This window comes from Phycisphaerae bacterium, assembly GCA_041652575.1.
Taxonomy (GTDB): Bacteria; Planctomycetota; Phycisphaerae; order Sedimentisphaerales; family UBA12454; genus UBA12454.
The window spans coordinates 248522-270924 of the sequence record JBAZHC010000002.1; the positions used below are offsets into that span (position 1 = coordinate 248522).

General features: G+C 42.0%; 24 protein-coding genes. 18 read left to right on the forward strand and 6 right to left on the reverse strand.

Translation table 11 applies throughout. The annotated features are described in order from the left end of the window. The first annotated feature begins 4 nt into the window (after nt 1-4). The 3 genes from WC496_02730 (at nt 5) to WC496_02740 (ending at nt 3398) form a co-directional block, all read left to right on the forward strand. Nucleotides 5-199, forward strand: coding sequence for a hypothetical protein (locus WC496_02730; protein ID MFA5291929.1), 195 nt, complete (start codon nt 5-7; stop codon nt 197-199). Nucleotides 200-280: 81 nt separating this feature from the next. After that, a complete protein-coding gene (locus WC496_02735) occupies nt 281-2527 on the forward strand; it encodes a terminase gpA endonuclease subunit (GenBank protein MFA5291930.1) in 2247 nt (748 codons plus the stop codon). 268 nt (nt 2528-2795) lie between these two features. After that, entirely contained in the window at nt 2796-3398 is a 603-nt protein-coding gene (locus tag WC496_02740; protein MFA5291931.1) for a type IV toxin-antitoxin system AbiEi family antitoxin domain-containing protein, read from the forward strand. 62 nt (nt 3399-3460) lie between these two features. Here WC496_02740 and WC496_02745 read toward each other — a convergent pair whose 3' ends face one another. Continuing rightward, nucleotides 3461-3853, reverse strand: coding sequence for a fibronectin type III domain-containing protein (locus WC496_02745; GenBank protein MFA5291932.1), 393 nt, complete (start codon nt 3851-3853; stop codon nt 3461-3463). A 408-nt stretch (nt 3854-4261) separates the two neighbouring features. On the opposite strand from WC496_02745, the gene WC496_02750 reads away from it, so the two are divergent. Both WC496_02750 and WC496_02755 read left to right on the forward strand, forming a co-directional pair. Further along, the gene (locus WC496_02750; GenBank protein MFA5291933.1) at nt 4262-5227 is read left to right on the forward strand and encodes a WYL domain-containing transcriptional regulator; all 966 of its coding nucleotides are present in this window, start codon (nt 4262-4264) and stop codon (nt 5225-5227) included. A gap of 106 nt (nt 5228-5333) precedes the next feature. Beyond that, complete coding sequence (locus WC496_02755) at nt 5334-7031, forward strand: hypothetical protein (GenBank protein ID MFA5291934.1); 1698 nt, start codon at nt 5334-5336, stop codon at nt 7029-7031. A gap of 4 nt (nt 7032-7035) precedes the next feature. Here the strand turns inward: WC496_02755 and WC496_02760 are convergent, their stop codons facing one another. From WC496_02760 to WC496_02770, 3 genes are all read right to left on the reverse strand, one after another. Next, on the reverse strand, nt 7036-7836 hold the full coding sequence (locus tag WC496_02760) for a type II secretion system protein (protein MFA5291935.1): 801 nt from the start codon (nt 7834-7836) through the stop codon (nt 7036-7038). A 101-nt stretch (nt 7837-7937) separates the two neighbouring features. Beyond that, nucleotides 7938-9737 carry a cysteine peptidase family C39 domain-containing protein gene (locus tag WC496_02765; GenBank protein ID MFA5291936.1) on the reverse strand — a complete coding sequence of 600 codons (1800 nt, stop codon included), beginning with the start codon at nt 9735-9737 and terminating at the stop codon, nt 7938-7940. 229 nt (nt 9738-9966) lie between these two features. Next, nucleotides 9967-10773, reverse strand: coding sequence for a hypothetical protein (locus WC496_02770; GenBank protein MFA5291937.1), 807 nt, complete (start codon nt 10771-10773; stop codon nt 9967-9969). Nucleotides 10774-11195: 422 nt separating this feature from the next. On the opposite strand from WC496_02770, the gene WC496_02775 reads away from it, so the two are divergent. After that, on the forward strand, nt 11196-11861 hold the full coding sequence (locus tag WC496_02775) for a terminase gpA endonuclease subunit (protein ID MFA5291938.1): 666 nt from the start codon (nt 11196-11198) through the stop codon (nt 11859-11861). A gap of 178 nt (nt 11862-12039) precedes the next feature. Here the strand turns inward: WC496_02775 and WC496_02780 are convergent, their stop codons facing one another. Together WC496_02780 and WC496_02785 are read right to left on the reverse strand one after the other, a co-directional pair. Continuing rightward, nucleotides 12040-12903 (reverse strand): nucleotidyl transferase AbiEii/AbiGii toxin family protein, encoded by an 864-nt coding sequence (locus WC496_02780; protein ID MFA5291939.1) that lies wholly within the window; start codon nt 12901-12903, stop codon nt 12040-12042. Then, on the reverse strand, nt 12900-13484 hold the full coding sequence (locus WC496_02785; protein ID MFA5291940.1) for a type IV toxin-antitoxin system AbiEi family antitoxin domain-containing protein: 585 nt from the start codon (nt 13482-13484) through the stop codon (nt 12900-12902). The genes WC496_02780 and WC496_02785 overlap by 4 nt, the downstream gene beginning before the upstream one ends. 596 nt (nt 13485-14080) lie before the next feature. On the opposite strand from WC496_02785, the gene WC496_02790 reads away from it, so the two are divergent. From WC496_02790 to WC496_02845, 12 genes are all read left to right on the forward strand, one after another. Then, nucleotides 14081-14278 carry a hypothetical protein gene (locus WC496_02790; GenBank protein ID MFA5291941.1) on the forward strand — a complete coding sequence of 66 codons (198 nt, stop codon included), beginning with the start codon at nt 14081-14083 and terminating at the stop codon, nt 14276-14278. 2 nt (nt 14279-14280) lie between these two features. After that, on the forward strand, nt 14281-15699 hold the full coding sequence (locus WC496_02795; protein ID MFA5291942.1) for a phage portal protein: 1419 nt from the start codon (nt 14281-14283) through the stop codon (nt 15697-15699). Continuing rightward, a complete protein-coding gene (locus tag WC496_02800) occupies nt 15683-17590 on the forward strand; it encodes a hypothetical protein (protein ID MFA5291943.1) in 1908 nt (635 codons plus the stop codon). The genes WC496_02795 and WC496_02800 overlap by 17 nt, the downstream gene beginning before the upstream one ends. Before the next feature lie 31 nt (nt 17591-17621). Further along, the gene (locus tag WC496_02805; GenBank protein ID MFA5291944.1) at nt 17622-18362 is read left to right on the forward strand and encodes a DUF2190 family protein; all 741 of its coding nucleotides are present in this window, start codon (nt 17622-17624) and stop codon (nt 18360-18362) included. Between the two features lie 70 nt (nt 18363-18432). After that, complete coding sequence (locus tag WC496_02810; protein ID MFA5291945.1) at nt 18433-18801, forward strand: hypothetical protein; 369 nt, start codon at nt 18433-18435, stop codon at nt 18799-18801. After that, nucleotides 18801-19151: a hypothetical protein gene (locus WC496_02815; GenBank protein ID MFA5291946.1), complete on the forward strand. Its 351-nt coding sequence runs from the start codon at nt 18801-18803 to the stop codon at nt 19149-19151. Before WC496_02810 ends, WC496_02815 begins: the two co-directional genes overlap by 1 nt. Continuing rightward, nucleotides 19141-19569, forward strand: a complete 429-nt coding sequence (locus WC496_02820) for a hypothetical protein (protein ID MFA5291947.1) — start codon at nt 19141-19143, stop codon at nt 19567-19569. Before WC496_02815 ends, WC496_02820 begins: the two co-directional genes overlap by 11 nt. A 105-nt stretch (nt 19570-19674) precedes the next feature. After that, on the forward strand, nt 19675-20529 hold the full coding sequence (locus tag WC496_02825; protein ID MFA5291948.1) for a hypothetical protein: 855 nt from the start codon (nt 19675-19677) through the stop codon (nt 20527-20529). 12 nt (nt 20530-20541) lie between these two features. Next, on the forward strand, nt 20542-21048 hold the full coding sequence (locus tag WC496_02830; GenBank protein MFA5291949.1) for a hypothetical protein: 507 nt from the start codon (nt 20542-20544) through the stop codon (nt 21046-21048). Nucleotides 21049-21056: 8 nt separating this feature from the next. Next, the gene (locus WC496_02835) at nt 21057-21506 is read left to right on the forward strand and encodes a hypothetical protein (protein ID MFA5291950.1); all 450 of its coding nucleotides are present in this window, start codon (nt 21057-21059) and stop codon (nt 21504-21506) included. 38 nt (nt 21507-21544) lie between these two features. After that, nucleotides 21545-21940 carry a phage tail tube protein gene (locus tag WC496_02840; GenBank protein MFA5291951.1) on the forward strand — a complete coding sequence of 132 codons (396 nt, stop codon included), beginning with the start codon at nt 21545-21547 and terminating at the stop codon, nt 21938-21940. A gap of 71 nt (nt 21941-22011) precedes the next feature. Then, entirely contained in the window at nt 22012-22401 is a 390-nt protein-coding gene (locus WC496_02845; protein ID MFA5291952.1) for a hypothetical protein, read from the forward strand. The last annotated feature ends 2 nt before the right edge of the window (nt 22402-22403 follow it).

Consider the following 22403-nt stretch of genomic DNA (forward strand, 5'->3'; position numbering starts at 1 on the left):
TTTTATGAACGAATCAAGCGATGTTAAACCTGTTAAACCACAGCTTAACCCTACGGCATTAACGGTGGAAATGGCCGCTAAGATGCTTGGAATCCAAATATATATTGTCCAGAAACATATCAAAGAAGGCATGCCTGTGTCGGCAGATGGAACGATTAATCTTGTTCATTACGGTGCATGGCTTAATACCAGGCTTTAGGCTTTTGGAATTTGGCTTTAGGAAAAAAACCTAAAGTCTAAAGCCCAGAACCCAAAGCCTAAGTGAGCGGAGCGAACGAAAATGGCAATTGATGTAAATAATCTTTCGCAAATACAGCTTCTGCGTCTGATGAATGCAACGCCGTTGGGTAATGTACTTAGCCAGAACCAACTGCGTTGGCAGATGAACACAGCGGCATACCGCATCGGAAATGGCAGGCATATAAACCTGGTCCGGTATGTTTCATGGATGGCAAAAGAATATGAAAAACCCAAACCGCAAAAGCAATCCATTGAAGACTCCAGACTCAAAGACCTGCTTTCAAAGAACGCCGCCCGCAAAGCTTCACAGGACATTGGTGAAATACCAGCAATCGAAAATGTAGAACGCCGGGAAAAAGCATGCAGCGATTTCAGGTTCTTCTGTGAGACATATTTCGCTGATGTATTTTATTTGCCGTGGTCGGATGACCATCTCCGCGTTATCGCCAAAATAGAGCAATCGGTTCTTCATGGCGGGCTGTTTGCATTTGCAATGCCTCGCGGCAGTGGTAAATCCGCCCTTACTCGCTCGGCTGCGATATGGGCCATACTCATTGGAGCAAGGAAATATGTCTGTCTTATCGGAAGCGCTACCAGGCAATCTTTAAACCTTTTTCAAAGTGTCCAGGCTGCTATGCTTGGTAATAACCTGCTCCTGGCAGATTTTCCGGAAATTATTTATCCTATTCAGTGCCTTGAGAATTCTGCTCATAAACAGCGAGGCCAGAGATACAACGGCCAATTGACATACCCAGTCTGGGGAACGCATAAAATAGTTATTCCTACCATACCAGGAAGTATCGCATCAGGCTCTGTGATTACGGTCGATAGTCTGGACAGTAATATCAGGGGCCAGATTCATACAACCATGGATGGCAAGATTATTCGGCCAGATCTGGTTCTTATCGATGATCCGCAAACCAGAGAGTCTGCTAAATCACTTGACCAGACCAATCAGAGACTAAGCACATTAAATGGTGATGTCCTTGGCATGGCAGGGCCGGGTAAGAAAATATCCGGTCTTCTTACCTGCACTAAGATTTATTGCAATGACCTGGCCGACCAGCTGCTCGATTCCGAAAAGAATCCTGAATGGCAGGGCCAGTGCACTAAGATGGTTTATTCATTCCCAACCGACAGCAAACTGTGGGACCAGTACGAGCAGATTCGGGCAGATAGTCTCCGGGCCGGCAATGGTGGCAGGGAGGCAACAGAGTTTTATGTCGAGAACCGTGCTGCTATGGACGCGGGCAGTAAAGTCGCATGGCCCCAGCGCCATAATGAAGATGAAGTCTCTGCTATCCAACATGCAATGAATTTAATGCTGCGTAATGAGGTAGCATTCTTTGCAGAATATCAAAATGACCCGATTGCAGAACAGAGCGATGAACAGGTTCTTACAATTGAACAGGTTATGGAAAAAACTAATGGTCGCAAACGAGGTGAGGTTCCGCTGATCTGTCAGTACCTTACGATGTTTATTGATGTGCATGATAAACTGCTTTTTTATGTTGTGGTCGCTTGGTCGGATGACTTTACCGGGTATGTCATTGATTACGGAACATATCCTGACCAGAAGCGATTGTCTTTTACGCTCCGCAAGGCGCAGATAACTCTTCAGAGCATATATCTCGGCATGGAAAAAGAAGGTGCGATTCAAGCTGGCCTTGAGAAACTATACAGCGATTTCTTAAATCGTGATTGGAACCGCGGCACTGGTGTCATGAAAATTGATAGATGCCTTATCGATGGCGGCTATATGCCTGGTATCGTTGAAAATATCCGACATAAACTTGGTGGTACTGTTATGGCATCCAAGGGTGTCGGTATTCGAGCGGCAAGTAAACCAATGTCAACCTACAAACGCAAGCCCGGCGAGAGACACGGTCATCACTGGTATATTCCAAATATAAACCGGACCGGGGAATTTCAGCATGTGGCAATAGATACCAACTACTGGAAGACATTTGTACATGAGAGATTCTTTGTGGCAGCGGGGGACCATGGAAGTATGACCTTATTTGGCAAAGGGGGCCATCAGCATTCATTGTTTGCCGAGCATGTAGCAAGTTCTGAAACGTGGGTACGAACCGAAGGACATGGACGCTCAGTGTATCAATGGTCACCTAAGATTGGCGGGGTAGATAACCACTGGCTTGATTGCATGGTCGGCTGCTCGGTAGCGGCTTCGATGTGTGGCTGCAGCTTGAGCGGGCATAACATAAAAACATTTACGAAAAGAGAAAGAATAAAATTGTCAGATATTCAGAAAGGGAGGCAGCATTGATGATTTCAGGACAGACAACCAAGGTAGAAAAGGGATTTGAATGCCGAACTTGTGGATGCAGGCACTTTAGGGTAATTTATACGCGTGCCGGTTCGTTAGGAAAACTGGTTCGACGAAGAGAATGCCGTAATTGCGGCAAGCGGTTTACAACATGGGAAAAGAGGATTGGGCAATGACAAAGGAAGTAATCCAGTAGCTAATTTTAGGTGGTACAAAACGTCGGCACTTATTGAGATGTGCCGACGTTTTGGGAATAATAAGGATTGGTATGAAATTCGATACTGTCAAAAAAATCATTAAAATTGCCAAAAAAGCAGGGGTTTTGAGACCTCGCGACCTGGACACGCATGGTATACCCCGCAAGTATCTCAGTACCGTGTACCATATGGGGCTGATGGATCAGGTTGGACGTGGACTTTACGTCTCAAAAGATATCGATCCAACCGAAAAGCACTCACTTGTCCATGTATGCAAACGCATGCCTAATGCCGTGGTTTGCCTGCTTTCAGCACTGCAATTCCATGATCTGACAACCCAATTGCCCTCGGGAATATGGATTGCCATTGATCGTAAAGCCAGATTTCCCAAAGAATCACGTTTGCCCATGCGTGTCGTTCGTTTTTCAGGAGAGGCACTGGATGCCGGAATTGAAGAGCATCGGATTGAAGGAGTTTTGGTAAAAGTCTACAACCCGGCCAAGACGGTGGCCGATTGTTTTAAATACCGTAACAAAATAGGTTTGGATGTTGCAATAGAGGCACTGCGGGATTGCCGCCGTAAAAGAAAATGTACCATCGATGAACTATGGCGATATGCTACAATCTGCCGAGTCTCCAATGTGATGAAACCATATCTTGAGGCGGTGGTATGAATCGTGAGCCAAGCAATATTGCTGCTTTAATATAATCAAGTATATTTGTCAGAGGCTCTCTTTTAGGGCAGAATGACTGATATAGTGTTGCTGGGCATACTTTCACCATCTGTGTTGACCGCTTTTACGCGGTATTGAAGCAGGGCGTCTGCCGGCAGATCCGTAAGAGGAATGCCGCAGTTATGGGTGGTATGGGCCAGTGTCCAAGGTCCAAATGGACCACCGCCTTCGGTCATCTGCCTTCTTATAATGATGTAGTTTCGTACAGGGCCGCCGTTTGCGGATTTTTCCCATTTCAGCCAGAGTGTTCCCTGTCCTTCAGCTATGGCACGAAGTTGGGTTGGACTGCCCGGCAGCTGAATAGGTTTAAGTTCTTGTCTGAGATTACATCCTATTTCAGTTAGTTTTTCCGGGCCATCAGCAACATCTACTTCTTTGTTTGGGAATTTTAGCACTTAAGTCTTTCCTTAAAAACGTTGATAAATTACCTCCTGCCTTAAGGCAGGGAATTTCAATTAGAGTTTTACTTAATGGATTATTGTGATTTGTCTGCCGGATGCTTTTTGCTCTTCTGTAATTGATTAATCGAGAAATTAAAAGAAAGGCTTTAGTGGAAAATTTAAGGTTTGCGTTTTTAGGCTACTTTCGGTGACAACCATATGTCACTTTGGGCAAGAAAAGTTATGAAATGACTTTAATATTTTAAAAGCCTTTAAAAATTATCGGGCAAAGATGGGAGGCTCAGGGCAGATTTTCCCATGAATATTTAGTAGTTGCTGTATAACCTCAAAATTTCTTGATTTAAATGAATATACTGCCTATAATCATCGAGATTATATGAATGTTTTGTTAAGGAAGGTATTATGAAAACCAGCAGGCTAAGCAGGGTAATGCAACTTTTAACTGCTTTGCAGTCTGGCCAGCCCTATTCAGCCGGGGATTTAGCCGAAATATTAAAGATAAGCAGGCGAATGATTTTCAGGGATTTAGAGGAACTTCGAAAAGTAGGTGTGCCTTGCAGTTTTGACAATAAATCGAACTGTTACAGAATAGACCCCGCGTTTTTCTTTTCTACGCCAAGCCTAAGTACTCAAGAGGCTTTAGGGTTGCTCTTACTTGCTCATAAAGCAGGAAATCGCATCCATTTTCCATTTAAGGATTCTGTACTTCATGCAGCATTAAAAATAGAAAGTGAATTGCCTGAAAAAACAAAGCGATTTTGTATTAATGCCCTTGAGAAAATATCCATTATAGCTGACCCGCAGGAAAGGCTGGATTTGCTGGATAATAAATTTTCACAATTTCTCGAAGCTATCCTGAACAAACAAATCGTTACTATTTGCTATGATTCACCTATAGAAAAGGAGCCCCTGACAACTAATTTTCATCCTTACCACCTAATGCATAATAATTATACATGGTATGTACTTGGTAAAACAGAAGTTAACGAAGACGTTTGTATTTTTAAGCTTACCCATATTAAAGAATTTGAAATATTAGATAAACATTTCATTGAGGATAAAACATTTGACCTATCTGATTATCTTGGCCGTGCATGGTCAATGACGCCGGAAGGCAGACTTTATAATGTCAGGTTAAGATTTTCACCTGAAATTGCTCGAAGTGTTGCTGATGTCCAATGGCACAGCACACAAGAAGTTACCTTTCAGGACGATGGTTCGATGATTATGGAATTCCGTGTTGACGGACTCAATGAGATAACATGGTGGATTCTTAGCTACGGCGACAAAGTGCAGGTTCTTGCTCCGGCAGCTTTACAGAAAAAAATTACAGAAATAGCACAAAATATGGTCGAACAAAATAAATAGTTATTGTCAGTATGAATAGTTTAAAATCATTATAAATTCAAATTTAGAGGATGTATTTCCAAAGAGCTGAGTAAGATTAGACATTTTTAGGGAAAAGTTAATTGCAATGATTGCCTACAATTTTAATTCATTATGCAAACAGGCTGAACAGTATTTTTATGACTTTCTCTTAGATAAAAGTCAGGACCCTATTCCCCAGCATATTGTTGAACACTTAAACAAATGTCAGTATTGTTCCAGGCAGATTAATCGGCTTAAGGAAGTGTTGTTGCTGATTGAAGAGGGTGCTAGCCCTGAGTTAAAACAGGACAACTTAGCCTCTGTAGAATGGTTTAAGCTTCACTTTGATTATCTCGGCAAACCTGTAACCTGTGAGATAGTTAAACCTTTTTTGCCTGGTTTTTTAGAGTTCTCTTTGGAAATAAAAATACCGACTCCAATAACAGTACATTTGGACAAATGTAAACAATGCCAGGAGGATTTAAAAACAATCATAGAGTTAAATCTGAATGGTAAACAGTTATATCGATTAAGCCAGTTATTTGCTGCTAAGCTTGATGAAGGTAATATTAACTGCTCACAAGCCCAGACAGCTATAAAAGCAACGACATCAATGAATTTTAGTGGAACCAGCAAGGAGGCACTGGAACATGTGTGTGCGTGTCCTGATTGCCGCAAAATTATATATCAACACAGACAAGCGGTTCGAGATAAATATTTGAATCTCAGAAACAAAAAAGAACCAAAAATGTTTCTGTGCAATGAGATATCTGCAAGTGATTATTTTGATTATGTTATACCGTATGGGCTTGACCCGGCAGATGACCAGTATGCCAATTTTCGTAGTTTTTTTACCTCGCATTCTTCCATCTGTCCGATTTGCTTGAATAAAATGCAGCAATTGCATAATACTATCTTTGGAATTGCCGAAAGGGCTGAATCCGATATCGTCACAATATACCATATAGAAGAACCTACAAAGACAAAAGCCATAAGCAATCCGGAGGATATTTACGCAGGTTTTCCAATAAAGGTAGAGATAGTCGGACACGAGAACGAAATAATCGCAGAGCAGTCAGATGCTATGACAAATATTGCAACAAAACAAAAAGTATCAGTAAAAAAACTCAAGCCGTTTGTCAAAATTGGTTTCACGGCAGCGGCGGTTATATTAATTGCAACTGCGTTGTTTCTAAATATATCAACGGCTAAAGCTGCTACATTAAAAGGCATCTACAAAGCTATTGAGAAAATTAAAAATGTCCATATTTTAAGTTTCATTCCTGATAAAAAAGAACCAGTGCGAGAGCAGTGGGTATCGAGGACTTTAAATGTAAATTTAATTAAAACCGATAGTGAGTCGGTTTTGTGGGACATCTCAGACAAGATTAAAAAAATAAAATCTTTGAATAGCAATTCAGTTGAAACGATTGAATTAACCACTGAAATGATTAATGGAACTCAGAATACAATAAATGATTCTTTAGGTTTAATGCCGTTTCATAGTATATCCGACATCCCCAATGATGCTCAATGGAATCGAGTAAACGATATAATCTTGAAAATCTCCGACAAAATTGAAGTATATGACTTGATATGGATTGAAAAAGCTTACGAAGGTTATTTTGTATCCAAGAAATGGAGATTTTTCATAGACTCTGAAACAAGTCTTCCCCAAAAAATCGAGTTTTATCAAAAATCGGATACCGATAATGAATATAATTTGAGATATACGAGGGCAGTTGAATATTTGAATGAAAGCGAAATGCAAAAAGTTATTAAAGAATCTTTTTTAGATAATTAATGTTTCATTTCGGGACCCAAAGAGGGACTTTATTTTTATAACCATCTTCGATTTTTCCAACAAATAAATCATCGGCTTTTATTAGACTTATATGACCATCGGCAAATCCTGCATTAACAGTTTTGTTTGGATGCCTGCCGTTAATGGCATCTTTCTCCTGACCGGGCCACAGCTTTCTGTTTTTATTGGTTTTCAAACCAGGAATATAAGCGGTATCTTCAATCAAGTTATTATTGAGGATAACAGGAGGTGCATCTGTTGCGTTCCACCAGCTTATCATAGTATAGCCGCTATCAACAAGAAGCAGAGTATTGCCTGGAGTTGGAATATCAGTAGTTTTTAAAGGAGTTCCAATAAATTCTTCTCTGCGGCTTTGTCTGTCATCGGAACTTTTACATATTGAACGGTTTACCCCATAATTACCACAAAGGATATCTTTATTAAGCTTGGAATCATACATCAATTTGGATGGGCATTTAACAACTGTATTTTTCTCATCGGACTTCTTATAAAAACCCTTTATAAAATTAAACCACCACCAGCCCATCCGATCATATTCATTATATCCGGCATAACCTCCAGGAGGAGGAGATGTAATAGTTTTACCAAAACTTAAAGGTAAAGTTTGATTTTGATTTTCATATATTAATAAACCAGATGTTAATTGCTTGATATTTGAACCGCAGAGAATGGTTTTTGCCCTCTCTCTGGAACTTCTCAGTACAGGAACAATAAGGGCTATTAAAATGGCCATTATTGAAACAACCACGATTAATTCAGGTAATGTAAATGATATCCGTTTCATAGCGGTATTGTATGTGTTTTTCCCAATGAATCAATAAAACACTATAAAAAAGGCGGTTAGTTTCTTTCTAACCGCCTTTTTAGAAGACTTGTAAATAGTCTTTAGGCACATGCCCTCATATAATAACAGGTCCATTCACCTGTTCCAGTACAGCCATCAGGGAAATAAGGGTCTATTACACAAGGCGTTTCCGCATATCTAATCTTCGTAGAAGTGGGGCAACTGCCGGTTCCGCTTGCACAGCCGTATCTTGTAGGAAATTCTTGATACCATCCGTCACATCCGCCAGCAATATAATTACAAAATACGACATGGTAATCTTGAAGAAGTTTAGTGCAGGCGTATCCCATACCGACTATAGTTTGAAGTTCGCTGTCGTTAATTTCGGTAAAATCACCAGAGATAGGCTGATTAGAAACCAAAAGTGCCGTACCATCGGCCCAATCCATATCGAAGAAATTAATATCAGTGTGATAATAAAAATTGTTGCTCGATATATCCACCATCAAAACATTCTTTTCATCAATTGAATCAAGAACAACAAAATGTTTTTTGCCGGGGATATACAGGATGGCTTTGCAGTCGTCCAGATTTTTTAGAGTTTCAATATTGGTCCTGACCGCACGGCAATAGAGTCTCTGACTTTGGGCAAATTGTTTCATGGCATATAGGCTCGTCTGGCCGTTTGGTTCACTTACTAACTGGGCAAGCTGCTGATTGGTAACATCCTTGCCTAATTGTGATGCGACATATTTTAATGCAGCCGTTGCACAATTTTGCGGCAGAGTTTCTTCATTTGCTGCAAATTCCAATCTCTCGGCCAATAGAAGGGTTGTATCGATGGCCTGCGAGTAGCGATACGTTTCAGGCTTTTGACGGTTAAATACAGAGTGTTCTATCAATGCATCAGGCTTATAATTGACATTGAATTCATAGCTTTGGGGAACATTGGCATCTATGCTCGTAATATCCCAAAAATCACGGGCTAACAGCCTGTTTGACTCTGTTTCATATTGTTCTATTAAAATAGTCGCAGGAGTCCAAATATTGGAAACAAGCCGGAAATCGGAATATTGTTTGGATGTAATTAAATTGCCATACTTTTTGATTAAACAGGACAGAACAGCGTAATTTTTTTGCGGGTCAAGAACAAAAAGCATTTGTGACCCCTCTGAATAATTAATTGTCAGGTGTATCTGTGTCTGGCCATCGACATATTTTTCAACAGTATAAGATTCGGATGCGGAGAGATTTTCATAAGAATAATAACCGTATCCCCAGGGGATAACGCCGGCAGTTAAAGGACCATTTACGTTATGCGGAGTTTTGCCGGTCGAATCAACGATAGCCTGGTTTCCAGGCAGAAAGTAAGTGGTATATTTTTCACCATCCCAGGCAAATATACGCTTTGCGTTCCAGTTCAGGTCGAATTGCCTGGTCATATAATTGCCGGCCAGTTCTTTCCCCGGCTTTACTGAATCTGTACGTGAGTCTGCGTTGATTTCCCAATAGAATTTTTCTCCATCAAATTTTACGACTACTGATGAATTCATCGTATATTCATTTGATAGCTTATGGCGGATATTAAATGGTATTGCGTCAAGTTTCATTATTTGAGTATCTTCAGTTAATTCTCGCTTATTGGAGCTTTTTTGATATTCGTTAACGGCTTCTTTAACCTGACGGTTAATCTCATTGGAATCTGTTGTTTTAGGTGCTTTGTACTCCTCATGAACAGCCTTAATTGTACCAGCCGGTACCCAGGTCTTCTTTGGCTGGCTTGTAAGTTGCTGGAAGATTTGCAAAACTTCTGCTCTGTCCAGCGACCTGTCGGCTAAAACAATGGAACTAACCGACAATAGAATAATACCACTTGCTAATGTAAACAGTTTCTTCTTCATGATACATTCCTCCATTTTTACAAAAACATTATGCATATTACTTAGTTTATCTATTTTATCAGACGAGACAAAAAAATCTAACTTTTTATAGTATTTTATAAATTATCGTTTATAAAATGGGGGGATTTGTACTTAAGTGTTTTTAATAGAATTAGTTAGGAATTGTGGTAATAATTAGCATCTAATATATTAAATAGATATTAATAATCTACAATATGAAATGGAAAAGCTATTTTGTTCTTTCAAGCCAGAATTCACAAAATAGGCTTAAATCATTGATATCAACATTGCCATTAATATCAAGATCAGTTCCTTCGCACCAGTCTGTAGCTTGACAGTTTGTTTCTTGCCAGTGCGAGAGAAGAATGCCATAATCAATAAAGTTGACTATGGTGTCGTGGTTGAAGTCACGAGTACGGACTTGAGAGAAACAAAGATAGTATATCGGCTCCTCCCAGCTTATGCGGTGGTCATAAAAACCGACATTACAATCGCCCACATCAATACTGTTATAATCAATAACAAACCAATCTCCAGCCTCTATATCGTTAGAACCGGTATATAGGTCGAATCCATAAGGCCACCATTCATAGACAGCAGCAGGGTTGCCAGCCGCCGGCAAATGCGAACCTGACCAATCACTCTCATCAATTAGTGGTTCTCTTGCCGACAGAATTCCATAAGGCAAAAATTCTTCCTGCATTGCCAAACTTCCTCCGTCTCCTCCGAAACCATCTGTCCAGCATTCATTTGTATCGGAACTGACAACAATCTTCAGCTTAGTTCCGACCATAATCTCTCGATAAACAACATAAGTGGTGTTTGAATCGACTAATTCGAGAGGAGAGTTGCTGTCTCGTAAGAAGACAGTTGTAGAAATGGCTCCTACAGCTACTGAAATTACACCAAGCATTATTACAAATATAAAAAGTAACTGTTTTGTTAATAAGGTATTGTTTTTGAAGGTTAAAAGATTATTACTATTAATAATGGATGAACTTAGAGTTGATTTTCTGGATGAAAATTTTAATCTCATGTTTCTTCTTCTTCTTCTTCACTGTAAATATAAGAATCAAACAACCTAAGTCTTATATACAAATTAAATCTCATGAATCAAGAAAAAACATAATTTTTACGTAAAATTAAGTCAAATATCAAAAAAACATTTCTTTGTTCAGTAATTATATCCCAATTATAATTACAGTTAAGGATTATCTATATTAATCTCGCATTTCCTCGGCATCTCCTTACGTACTGTATGACTTATGGCTTTTCTTGCCCTGTCTACTAAATCATCTTTTACTGCTAAATAATTGTACGTCATCAGCCTAAATGGGACAATAAAAGATTTAATTTTGCAAATATTGGTCTTGATGTTTTTCTAATGTGTGGAAAGTGTATTTTTCTGTAACGAACGCATAAGAGTTGTAATGGCTGTAAGCCATCTGCGGACAGATTGTGACCTTCCCCCCTGGCATGGAAAAAGAGGGAGCCATACAGGCAGGATTAGAAAAGTTGTGCAGCGATTATCTTAATCGAAATTGGAACCGCGGTAGCAGCGTCGTAAAAATTGATAGATGTCTTATCGATGGTGGTTATATGCCGGGCATTGTTGAAAATATCCGTTATAAGCTCGGCAGTAATATTATGGCTTCAAAAGGTGTCGGTATTCGTGCGGCAAGTAAACCAATGTCAACCTACAAACGCAAGCCCGGCGAGAGACACGGCCATCACTGGTATATCCCAAATATAAACAGGACCGGGGAATTTACACATGTGGCGATTGATACAAATTATTGGAAGACTTTCGTGCACGAGCGGTTCTTTGTAGCGGCAGGGGACCATGGCAGTATGACCTTATTTGGCAAAGGCAGTCATCAGCATTCATTATTTGCTGAGCATGTGGCTGGCTCTGAAGTTTGGGTGCGCACCGAAGGACACGGCCGTACAGTTTATCAGTGGTCACCCAGGATAGGTGGTATCGATAATCACTGGTTGGATTGCATGGTCGGCTGCTCGGTAGCGGCGTCGATGTGTGGATGCAGTTTGAGCGGCCATAATGTAAAAACATATACGAAAAGAGAAAGAATAAAATTGTCGGATATTCAAAGGGGTAAGGGATGATTGCTAAGCAGACATCAAAAGGATTTGAGTGCGAGAAATGTGGAAGCAGAAACTTTAAGGTAATCTATACGCGTTCCGCATCAGAGAGTAAACTGGTGCGTAGACGAGAATGTAAGAAATGCGGCAGAAGATTTACGACTTGGGAAAAGAGATTAGGCGAATAAGCGTTATCTGTAAGTTATTTATTTGCCATTTGAATTACAGGCCAGATTCGATGGCTTATATTTTCGATAACATCTGGCAGCGTAAGTCTTGAATTGGATAGATTGCTGCGTTTTAAAAATGCATTCCATTGGATTTCTTTTGTGCCATCTTCTAAAAAATCTGCACTAAATGCTATGGGCAGTTCTTTTGGCAATTCAACTTTTCGACCGTTAAATGTTGCCTTAATTGCCTTGGATAGTAAATCATCATCGATATTCATATGATTTAAAAGAATGTAAACATCGTAAAAGTCTTTCATACGGCTGTTCATATATCCATGCACAACCATTGCATTGACTTTTTCGGCAATTACAGTGGCGGGATGATATGCCTTTAATCGCGGAGCAGGCAAATCCAGAATGGTTGGATATTCAATTTCCTGTGGGGCAGGTGTTAGGGCGTCGCCGAATCCAATATCTATCTGAAGTGGAATTCTTGCATTGGCCAAAAAAGCTGATAGACGTATCCTTATCCCAAAATATTCCTGATCATCACGTATATCATCTGTCCGTATCGAATCTGCATCGAATCTTAAACCATCATCATCAAATACCGCATCACATGCATCAGAAAATAATTGTTTCAATTGCAGATGAGTCGGATTACCAAAACCAAGCAAATCAATGTCTCGGGTCGGGCGTCCCGGAACCTGGTGCCATAGAGCAAAAAGCATAGCACCTTTTAGTATAAATACATCTGAGTGTTTGGAGAGCATAAGCCTGTAAAGCAAACGTTCCAATCCATATCTAATCAATATGCTATTGAAATCTTCCCCAGTTTTATCCCGGACATTCAGCAAACGTTGATGAATAGATTTTGCAGCGTCAGGTTTTTTCATTTGCTCATTTCCAGGTAAGGACGCATGATGTTGGTCATGCGACATATTTTAGCATATTTCCAAATTTCATCACGATTTGCTTTCTTTTGGTTTAGACAATCAGTCAAAGCTTCACGAGCTACATCAATTCCGATTTGATTTCGGAATTTGAAACAATCGACTACTGTTTTAGCGGGGCAATAAACTCGAACAGTAAGCCCTTCTTTTTTATGTGAATCTATTCCTTCGGAAAAGGCCTTTCCGGTAAGTTTTACAATTCGAACATTCGGTGATTTTGGCTTTGAGTCATTGCTCTCGATGGCTACCCATGTCTTATATGGCATTTGAGTTGTGATTTCATGAAACTGTAGTGCCGATAGAAGGCAAATTACACTGCGCGGCGATGAAGTCATAATTTCTGCAAATGCTTCGAATGTCAAATAATAACCAGCCATCGTATACACACCACGGGCAACGCGACGAAGAATGCCGCGTTTAGCCATATAGTGTAGAGTTGTTCTGGTGATGCCAGCCTTTTTAAGGTCAGATGCGCAAATTGTGCCCTTACTCTTTATTATATCTATTACTTTCTTTTTATTCATTTTAGCCTGTTAATTACTTTCAATCCCTATATGCTAACAATTAGGGATTGTTTGTCAAGGATGGAATTTTAAACTATTCATACTTTTTGTAACTGTTTTTACATTAAAATGACAATTTATAAGTGTTTTTCCTGAAAAATAAGCGTTTTGATGAATAAAGTGTCTAAAAGAATTGATTTTAGGCAAGGATATCTTTGTAAGTTAATTAGGGACTCCCAGGCTGCATGTAATACTGTGTCTACATATGTAACAATTTTCATTTCGTCACGAATCATTATTGCATAGTCAAATCTGCATGTCATAATCAAACTTGACAACCAAATAACGCGGTAAGCCTGCGACTGATCCTCGCGGGCGTAACCAGAAAATATAAGAGCCGTTCGGGGCCGAACACCCGGACGGCTTATTTTTTTTGTACTCGTTTATTTAGTTGCTTAAGGCGGGATAGAGCAATGGCAGAAGATGAAGATTCGAATCCTCTACCGCAATTTTGTCAAAAGTTACATATGCGTAACAATATTTAAATTTAGCTCAAATCAGCGTTACAAAAAAGGCTCTCGTGTTAATAAATAACCTATAGAGGGACATATTTTTTTATGGCTGAAAATTTAGAAGAAAAAATTTTAGAAAACGCTTCTACCCCTGCAAAAGTAAGCAGTGACGGACTTTCCGTCGAGCAGCATCCGCTGGCCGACCAGATTGCAGCAGATAAATACCTGGCAAGTAAAACGGCTGTCCGGAAAAAAGGGCTTGGTATAAAGTTTTCAAAATTATCTCCATCGGGAACGATTTAGTTATGTGGTTTTTCGGTAAAAACAAAGAGCGTAAAGTCATCCGTCCGGCAGGACGAATCATGCGGGCAAGGTTTGATGCTGCCCAGACCACAGCAGATAACCAGAGGCACTGGTCAAATGCAGATTCTTTGTCAGCTGATGGCGCTGCAAGCGTCGAAGTTCGCAGAACCCTCCGTAACCGCAGCCGTTATGAAGTCGCTAATAACAGTTATGCCAAAGGAATAATTTCTACTCTGGCAAATGATGTGGTTGGGACAGGACCACGGCTTCAGATGCTCACTGATGATAATAATGGAAACGGCATTATCGAAACAGAATTTATGAATTGGGCTTCTCAAATTCGCCTTGCCCAAAAACTTCGTACTATGCGTATGGCAAGGGCCTCTGATGGTGAGGCTTTTGGGATTCTGACGATTAATCGCAATCTAAACTCTCCTGTAAAACTTGACCTTCGACTTGTTGAGGCAGATCAGGTTACGACACCCTGGTCAAAATATTTTAATCAGCAATCCTTAGTTGATGGTATTGAATTTGATTTGTTTGGAAATCCGTCTGCTTATTACGTTCTCAAGAATCATCCTGGCTCAATGTCTCTGACATTTGACCAGGAGTATAACGCTGTCGACGCTGATTCAATGGTTCATTGGTTCAGGGCAGAGCGGCCAGGTCAAAGCAGAGGGATTCCAGAGATAACACCGGCGTTTCCTTTATTTGCACAGCTTCGAAGATATACACTTGCTGTGATTGCAGCCGCTGAAACGGCCGCTGATTTTGCAGCGGTTTTATATACAGACTCACCAGCAAATGGTGAAGCGGCAAATTTAGAGCCGATGGATGTGGTTGCCCTTGAAAAAAGAATGGCAACAACACTTCCCGATGGCTGGAAGCTGGGTCAGATAGAAGCCCATCAGCCAACGACCACTTACGGTGAATTTAAAAACCAGATTTTAAATGAGATAGCCAGATGTCTGAATATGCCATTTAATATCGCAGCATGTAATTCATCGGGATACAACTATGCCTCAGGCCGGCTCGACCATCAAACATATTACAAGAGTATCAGGGTGGATCAAGCTGACATGGCCATGGTCATTCTCGACCGGATTTTGCAGGCATGGCTTAATGAGGCAATTTTAATTTCAGATTATCTGCCGCTTCACTGGCGAACTATGCGGCGTTTCTCGCACCAGTGGTTCTGGGATGGCACAGAGCATGTCGATCCAGCAAAAGAGGCCAAGGCACAAGAAATAAGACTAGCCAATCATACGACAACGTTGGCAGATGAATATGCAAAGCAGGGTAAAGACTGGGAAGTTGAACTTCGCCAGCGAGCAAGAGAAAAACAGCTTATGGATGAGCTTGGTATTTCACCAGAAAAAATAACAACTTCAATTACGGAGACAGATGATGAAGAGCAGTAAATTAAATATCACGGCAAATTTTCAATTAGAGGCAGCCCAGGCGTTAGCTGAAAATGAAAAACCAAAGAACAGGCGTTTTTCAATGACTGCATATACAGGCGGTCCGATGGCCCTGGATGGCTGGAAGTATCCTGTGGTCATTGACTTGCAGGGTTTAAATGTCGGAAGCAGTTCGCGGCCGATTTTTATCAGTCATAACCAGGACGTTGATGACCTCCTGGGCCAGACAGACCATGTGGATATCGTTGAAAACAACCTTATCGCTGTCGGTGAAATCCTCGGCGATTCACCTCGAGTGATGAGAGTAATTACATTGGCTGATAAAGGTTTCAACTGGCAGGCATCGATTGGCGCACGGGCAGAGCAGGTCGAGTTTATAAAGGCAGGCAGTAATGTAACCGTAAACGGCAAGGAATTTACCGGCCCATTAAATGTAGCACGTAAATCGGCCCTGGGTGAGATAAGTTTCGTAACCCTGGGGGCTGATAACAATACTTCGGCAACAATAGCCGCGAAAAATCAGGAGCAAACTATGGAAAATATCGAAAATCAGGAAACAAATAAAAAAGAGGAAACGACTATTACCGCAGAAACTACAATTGCAGATATCAGGGCGGCTGCCGCAGCGGAGACTACCCGCATTGCAGCTATCAAGAAAATCTGCGGCAGTAAGTACGATGATATCGAGGCAAAAGCAATTGCCGAGGGTTGGGATCAGCCTAAATGTGAGCTTGAAGTGCTAAGAGCATCGCGACCGACAGTAAGTACGCCATTATCTTCGCAAAAGATTACAGCTACACCAAAAGTCTTTGAGGCAGTAGCATTGATGGCCAGCGGTGTTGGAACTTCTCGATTGGAAAAATTCTATGATATCCAGACTCTTGAGGCAGCAGATAAACTCCGCGGTATAGGTATCCAGGAATACTGCGAGCAGATTTGCGCAATGCAGCTGCCAAGATTCAGGCGTGATGCATCAGCCTGGCTTGCGGCAGCTTTTAGCACAGCATCACTGCCGGGAATTTTGTCAAACGTTGCAAATAAGATGCTCCTGGAAGGCTACAGCTATATCGAGGATGCCTGGCGCAAAATCTGCAAGATTGCAAGTGTCAACGACTTTAAAGAACACAGCAGGTACCGTATGACAGGTAGTTTTAAGTTCGAGCAGGTTGGCCCGGACGGTGAACTCAAGCACGGAAAGATTGATGAGCAGAAGTATGGTCAGAAGGCAGATACCCACGGCATCATGTTTGCGCTCACTCGTCAGATGATTATCAATGATGACCTTGCTGCATTTACAGATGTGCCAAGGCAGATCGGTATGGGCGCAGCTGAGGCGATAGCTGATGCTGTCTGGGGACTTTTGCTCTCTAATCCATCGAGTTTCTTTTCGACAGCTCATAAAAATTACAAGGATGGTGCGGATACTCTGCTTTGCCTTGATTCACTTACTGATGCGGAGGTTTTGTTCAATGACCAGACTAAGCCAAACGGCAGGCCGTTAGGCGTTGGAGCATCGATGCTTCTTGTTCCACCTGCATTGAGGGTACCGGCAGATATGCTTATGAAGTCACTATCACTTAATGAGACAACTACTGCAAACAAAGGCAAGCCTTCGAATAATCCTCATGTTGGTAAATTCGAAGTTGTATCGAGCAGTTATTTGAGCAATTCATCCTTTAACGGATATAGCTCAAAGGCTTGGTATCTGTTTGCCGATCCAAACAGACTGCCGGCACTGGAAGTTGCGTTCCTAAATGGAATCGATCAGCCCACAGTTGAAAAGACCGATGCCGATTTTAACACACTCGGTATTCAGTTCAGGGGCTTTATCGATTTTGGTGTTCGTGAGCAGGATTACCGTGGAGCGGTAAAGTTCAAGGGTGAAGCTTAATATTCTTTTTTAACAATATAGGAGATAAACAATGACTATTAGTTTTTATCAGAATGGCAAATCGATAGATTACACACCGGCTGTGGATGTACCGGCCGGCACTATCGTTGTATTAAAAGGTCTTGTCGGTATCACAAAGCTCGATATCCCGGCAAATACCAAAGGGGCACTGTGCATTGAAGGTATCTTTGCAGTTCCCAAAAAGAACGAGGCATTTGCAGAAGGCTTGCCCGTCTGGCTGGATGCCAATGGCGACCCATATGGTGGTACGGCAGGAACCGGTGCTGCAACACAGATTGGTGGTGATGCTCAGGCATCTGATGATGTTCTGCTTGGCAAGGCAGTAATTGCAGCGGCGGCAACCGACCAGTTTGCATATGTTGCTTTAAATAAGTTTGACCCACGCATCCCGACATTTGCAGGTGCTGCTCGCATCACAAAAGCGGCAAGTGCAAACGCAGCGGCAACAGAGTCTGGCGTTTGCTACGACTGCACGGCAGATAATACTGTTATTACTCTACCGGCCACGGCGGCGGGTCTTGAGTTTACAGTAATGAACCTTGCCGCTGACGGTGCGGCCCTTGTTGAAGTTGATTTTCAGGCTGGCGACAAGTCACTTGGCGGTCTTGGTGTTGCCGCTGGCGGCGATGGCAAGAAACTGTCGAACACCAAGGCAACGGCAAAGAAGGGTGATTTCATTACGTTTGCCAGCGATGGAACAGATGGTTATCGGATAAAGGCAATTCGCGGCACGTGGGCTCAGGAGGCGTAGAATAATTTGACGATTATTCCTCCACAGGCATAGGTGGGTCCGAACCTGTGGAGGTTTTCGGAGCAGTGAAATGTCAAATCTACTTGAAACCGGTTCTGATTATCTGCAGGCACAACTTAAACAATTCGCCTCGAGCGAAGTTGCATATCGCAGGGGCCAAGACAGTGTTGTTGTTAAGGCGATTATTGGCAGTACGAAAGTAGAGGTTGACGATGGTGGTGGTGCCAAGATTAAGACCGACATTATTGATTTTCTAATATCGACAGCAGATTTAGTACTTAATGGAAGTGCTATTACGCCCCAGCACGGTGACAAGATAGAGCTTGGAAGCTGTGAATATGAAGTCTTGTTTCTGGCTGGTGATGGCTGCTGGCGGTTCAGTGATGCGTTTGGAAAGACAATGAGAATTCACACCAAAAGAACAGGAGATGTAAGCTAATGATTCGATATAAAATTATCGCAGCGAGTTTACCTTTTATAATGTTATCAAATTCTACATCGGAAATTGCAGTTGAGCAGGTTGGCGGCCTTGCCGGTACGATACTCAAATACGGTGAGCTTGGTCTTTGTCTGGTTCTTGTCGCGTATCTTATTTGGAGCAATTGGACACTTGTCAATTCTCTTCAGGTAATGATGAAAGATAAAACTGCCCAGGAAGAGCGATTGATAGGTGTGTTGCACGAATTTTGCAGTGTATGCCGCCAGCGGCCTTGTTTGATGAAGTCGGCGGCGTTTGATTCACAAAATGTTGATGGTATCGTCAATAAGGAAACCACAGATGTCAGTTAATACGATTCAAATATCGGATGCCCTCGTAGCAGCTCTCAATGGCGGTTCTTTTGGTAAGCAGTTTGTTGCCAAAATGTCTGTGTTGCCGCCGTTTGAAATCAAAGACCTGTCCGATTTACAGGTTACGGTAATTCCGAGGAATGTGGATGTCAGTATTTTGTCCCGTGACAAAAATATGTATGACCACACGATTGACGTTGCCATACAGAAAAAGTTAGATGCTCCGATTGAGCCGGAGTTTGACAGTTTGGTTGCGTTTTGTTTTGAATTGGTTTCTGCGATAAGTCAAACTGACCTCAGAGATATTAACGTGTGTTATTCAGGTGTGGCCATCGATCCGCTTTATTCGCTCGATGATTTGGCCCAGGATGGCATTTTTACAAGTGTTTTGTCTGTGAAATATAAAACGGCAAGTTAGGTTTTAAAATATGAAGTACAGAGAAATATCAAAACGTAAAAAAAGTTATAACTATTCACAGGAAGAAGTTGCCCTGATGATTTCCAAAGCGAGAGGTCAGGCATAATGATAAAGTATGCCCACGCTATCGGCAATTGGAGTACGATGAATTGGTACGATGCTGCAATAAACGGCAATATCGTATCAACTCCCGGCGATGGCGATATTGCCGATTTGAACGGTTATGCTATTACGATGGATATAGCTACTATACCGGCATCAGGTACATTGCTTGCTTTGAGAAGTCCATCAAAGACCGGCTATTTGATTGTGAGCTTAGATGCAGGGGCAGGATTGGGTAATCTTGCTATTAACGCCGCATCAATTACGGCAGGGACAAGAAACGGTGGTTTTATTGCTGTTAGCGGTACGACATACACACTTACAATAAATGCCGGCCAAATAACTGCCGGAAGTGCGTCCGGGGCTATTGCGATAGATAATACACAGGCGGCACACATCATAATTGTATGTGCGAATTTATGGGGTGGTGGTGGTATATCTTCCGCGTATGGTTTAAGAAATTCTTCGACTGGACAGATAGATATTACAGGTAATGTTCGCGGTGGGGCCGGCTCAAATAATTTCGGTCTTTATAATATGTCTTCGGGTGCTATTAACATAAATGGTAATGTTCTTGGGAGTGAATATGACAAGTCGGCAGTGGGAGTTTTCAATAATGCATCAGGAATTATCACTATAACAGGAAATTTGATTTATGGCACATTGTCTTGTCCGTATAACGGTTATCGTCCGGTATTAACCCTCGGCAGTCAGTATTATTATCAAATGGGAAGTGCGAACATTAAATTCCCACAACAATTGGCCACATCTAAAGTATTAAAGGGCACTCAACACGGCGATACAATAGGCACGCTTTCCCCTGATAGTCCGTTTAGAAGATTACCGTTAATTACCTGATGGAAAATATGAATGACCAGAGAAAGGATTTTTAATATGGGAATTCATAATCAAGGTTGGCAGAAAATACGTTCAGTTGAAGCTGTCGATACACCACTTGCCGTCGGCACAATGGATTGCAAACCATCGTATGCTCATAACACAGCATCGTCAGTGATACGAGGGATTCAAATCCTTGTTGCCGCCATCGGGAGTGACGATGGTATTGTCCAGACAAGGTTATATGGCGGCAGGGGTGATGCCGGGCCGGCGATACTTATTGCCGACATTGCCTGGACCCTTGGCAAGATGGCTTGCCTTCGTGACCCGCAGTCGCAGGCTGTAACTGATTTACAGCGATATGCCGATACTGCGACTGTTACAGCATACTGGCCGCTCGACATAAAAACACCAAACAGCGGCAACGATATGGTATGCGTTGCAAGTTTTGATGGTCTTGACATTGATTGGATTGCCGTAGAGGTAACAGCTCTCACCAATGCGATGAAGGCAAATATTTATATGGGCTGTTTTTCCTAATGATTGGCATGACCAATAAAAAGCTGTTTGAAGTTAAAAAACTTTTCTTCGACAGGGCAAAGGTTATCAGGGCTGTCAGTAAGGCTGCGCGGAAAACGCTTAATCATATCGGCGGCTTAATAAGGCTTACGGCCAGAAGGTCAATCAGGGATGCGAAAAACCATAACGCTGTCAGCAGGCCGGGCAAACCACCGCTGAGTCATACGGGGTTATTGAAGAGATTTATCATGTATGCGTATGAACCATCAAAGGAAACAGTTGTTGTCGGCCCAGTGCTGTTGGGTGGCCGCCAGGGCAAAGATGCTCCCCATACGCTTGAGTTTGGCGGTTCTGCGAAAGCCAATAGCCGCAGGTTAGGCGGCAGGCGAAATGTGTTTATAAAGCCAAGGCCGTATATGTATCCGGCCCTCGAAAAGAATCAGCAGACTATCTGTAAGATATTGAAAAACAGTATGTAAAAGGCAGACAAAGGTTAAGTTTTTTAGGAGTTTTCGTAATGGCAAATAAATTCGTATTAGGAAAAGATGGTGTTCTGACGATTGGAGAAACGGAGGTAACAAGTGCGAAAGATGTTACCATTTCGATTGAAGCTAACGAGATTGATGTCACCACAAGGGGCAACGATGGCTGGAAGGCCGTAGCGACATCCCTCAAAGAGGGCACGATTGAATGGGAAATGGTAGTCGGCGCGGATGGCGATGCCACATCTTCCTGCTATGCGGCACTTATTAACAATACTCAGCTTACAATAACCGTTTCATCGGGCGGTGTAGGACTTAGTGGAAATTTTGTTATTACCAGCATCGTTCAAAACGAGCCTATCGGAGATGCTATCACGGCGAAAGTTACAGCAAAGTACACCAGTGCTGTTGAGTCTGAGCCGGAGGCGTAATTTGTATATTGAAGGAGTGAAGTATTATGAAGGTGTTTACGGATAGTGCTGGAAAAACCTGGTCGGTGTCAATGACGATCGACAGTGTTAAGCGTGTCAGGGATTTACTTGGTGTCAATCTCGTCGAGCCGGAGGCGGGCGAGCCCCCTCTGCTCACAAGGCTTGGTACTGATGAGATTCTTTTATGCGATGTTGTGTACTGTTTAATCAAGCCGCAGGCCGACCAGCTTGGAGTTACAGATTCAGATTTTGGCCGCTCTCTCGGCGGTGATGCTATTCTTGCTGTTCAAACTGCTCTTTATGAGGAGCTTATTGATTTTTTCCAGAAGCGCGGCAGGCCCGACAGAGCAAAGGCCGCATCCGCGCAGAAGGAAATGATAGAGCTCGCAGTCGAGAGGGTGAAGATGAAGCTGGAAGCGATGAATCCCAAGGTGGAACTCAACAGGATACTTGGAAACTGATT

Bases quoted from the DNA above. Each gene is read 5' to 3' on its own strand.
- WC496_02730 (MFA5291929.1), top strand. From the start codon at position 5: ATGAACGAATCAAGCGATGTTAAACCTGTTAAACCACAGCTTAACCCT.
- WC496_02735 (MFA5291930.1), top strand. From the start codon at position 281: ATGGCAATTGATGTAAATAATCTTTCGCAAATACAGCTTCTGCGTCTG.
- WC496_02740 (MFA5291931.1), top strand. From the start codon at position 2,796: ATGAAATTCGATACTGTCAAAAAAATCATTAAAATTGCCAAAAAAGCA.
- WC496_02750 (MFA5291933.1), top strand. From the start codon at position 4,262: ATGAAAACCAGCAGGCTAAGCAGGGTAATGCAACTTTTAACTGCTTTG.
- WC496_02755 (MFA5291934.1), top strand. From the start codon at position 5,334: ATGATTGCCTACAATTTTAATTCATTATGCAAACAGGCTGAACAGTAT.
- WC496_02760 (MFA5291935.1), bottom strand. From the start codon at position 7,836: ATGAAACGGATATCATTTACATTACCTGAATTAATCGTGGTTGTTTCA.
- WC496_02765 (MFA5291936.1), bottom strand. From the start codon at position 9,737: ATGAAGAAGAAACTGTTTACATTAGCAAGTGGTATTATTCTATTGTCG.
- WC496_02770 (MFA5291937.1), bottom strand. From the start codon at position 10,773: ATGAGATTAAAATTTTCATCCAGAAAATCAACTCTAAGTTCATCCATT.
- WC496_02780 (MFA5291939.1), bottom strand. From the start codon at position 12,903: ATGAAAAAACCTGACGCTGCAAAATCTATTCATCAACGTTTGCTGAAT.
- WC496_02785 (MFA5291940.1), bottom strand. From the start codon at position 13,484: ATGAATAAAAAGAAAGTAATAGATATAATAAAGAGTAAGGGCACAATT.
- WC496_02790 (MFA5291941.1), top strand. From the start codon at position 14,081: ATGGCTGAAAATTTAGAAGAAAAAATTTTAGAAAACGCTTCTACCCCT.
- WC496_02795 (MFA5291942.1), top strand. From the start codon at position 14,281: ATGTGGTTTTTCGGTAAAAACAAAGAGCGTAAAGTCATCCGTCCGGCA.
- WC496_02800 (MFA5291943.1), top strand. From the start codon at position 15,683: ATGATGAAGAGCAGTAAATTAAATATCACGGCAAATTTTCAATTAGAG.
- WC496_02805 (MFA5291944.1), top strand. From the start codon at position 17,622: ATGACTATTAGTTTTTATCAGAATGGCAAATCGATAGATTACACACCG.
- WC496_02810 (MFA5291945.1), top strand. From the start codon at position 18,433: ATGTCAAATCTACTTGAAACCGGTTCTGATTATCTGCAGGCACAACTT.
- WC496_02815 (MFA5291946.1), top strand. From the start codon at position 18,801: ATGATTCGATATAAAATTATCGCAGCGAGTTTACCTTTTATAATGTTA.
- WC496_02820 (MFA5291947.1), top strand. From the start codon at position 19,141: ATGTCAGTTAATACGATTCAAATATCGGATGCCCTCGTAGCAGCTCTC.
- WC496_02825 (MFA5291948.1), top strand. From the start codon at position 19,675: ATGATAAAGTATGCCCACGCTATCGGCAATTGGAGTACGATGAATTGG.
- WC496_02830 (MFA5291949.1), top strand. From the start codon at position 20,542: ATGACCAGAGAAAGGATTTTTAATATGGGAATTCATAATCAAGGTTGG.
- WC496_02835 (MFA5291950.1), top strand. From the start codon at position 21,057: ATGACCAATAAAAAGCTGTTTGAAGTTAAAAAACTTTTCTTCGACAGG.
- WC496_02840 (MFA5291951.1), top strand. From the start codon at position 21,545: ATGGCAAATAAATTCGTATTAGGAAAAGATGGTGTTCTGACGATTGGA.
- WC496_02845 (MFA5291952.1), top strand. From the start codon at position 22,012: ATGACGATCGACAGTGTTAAGCGTGTCAGGGATTTACTTGGTGTCAAT.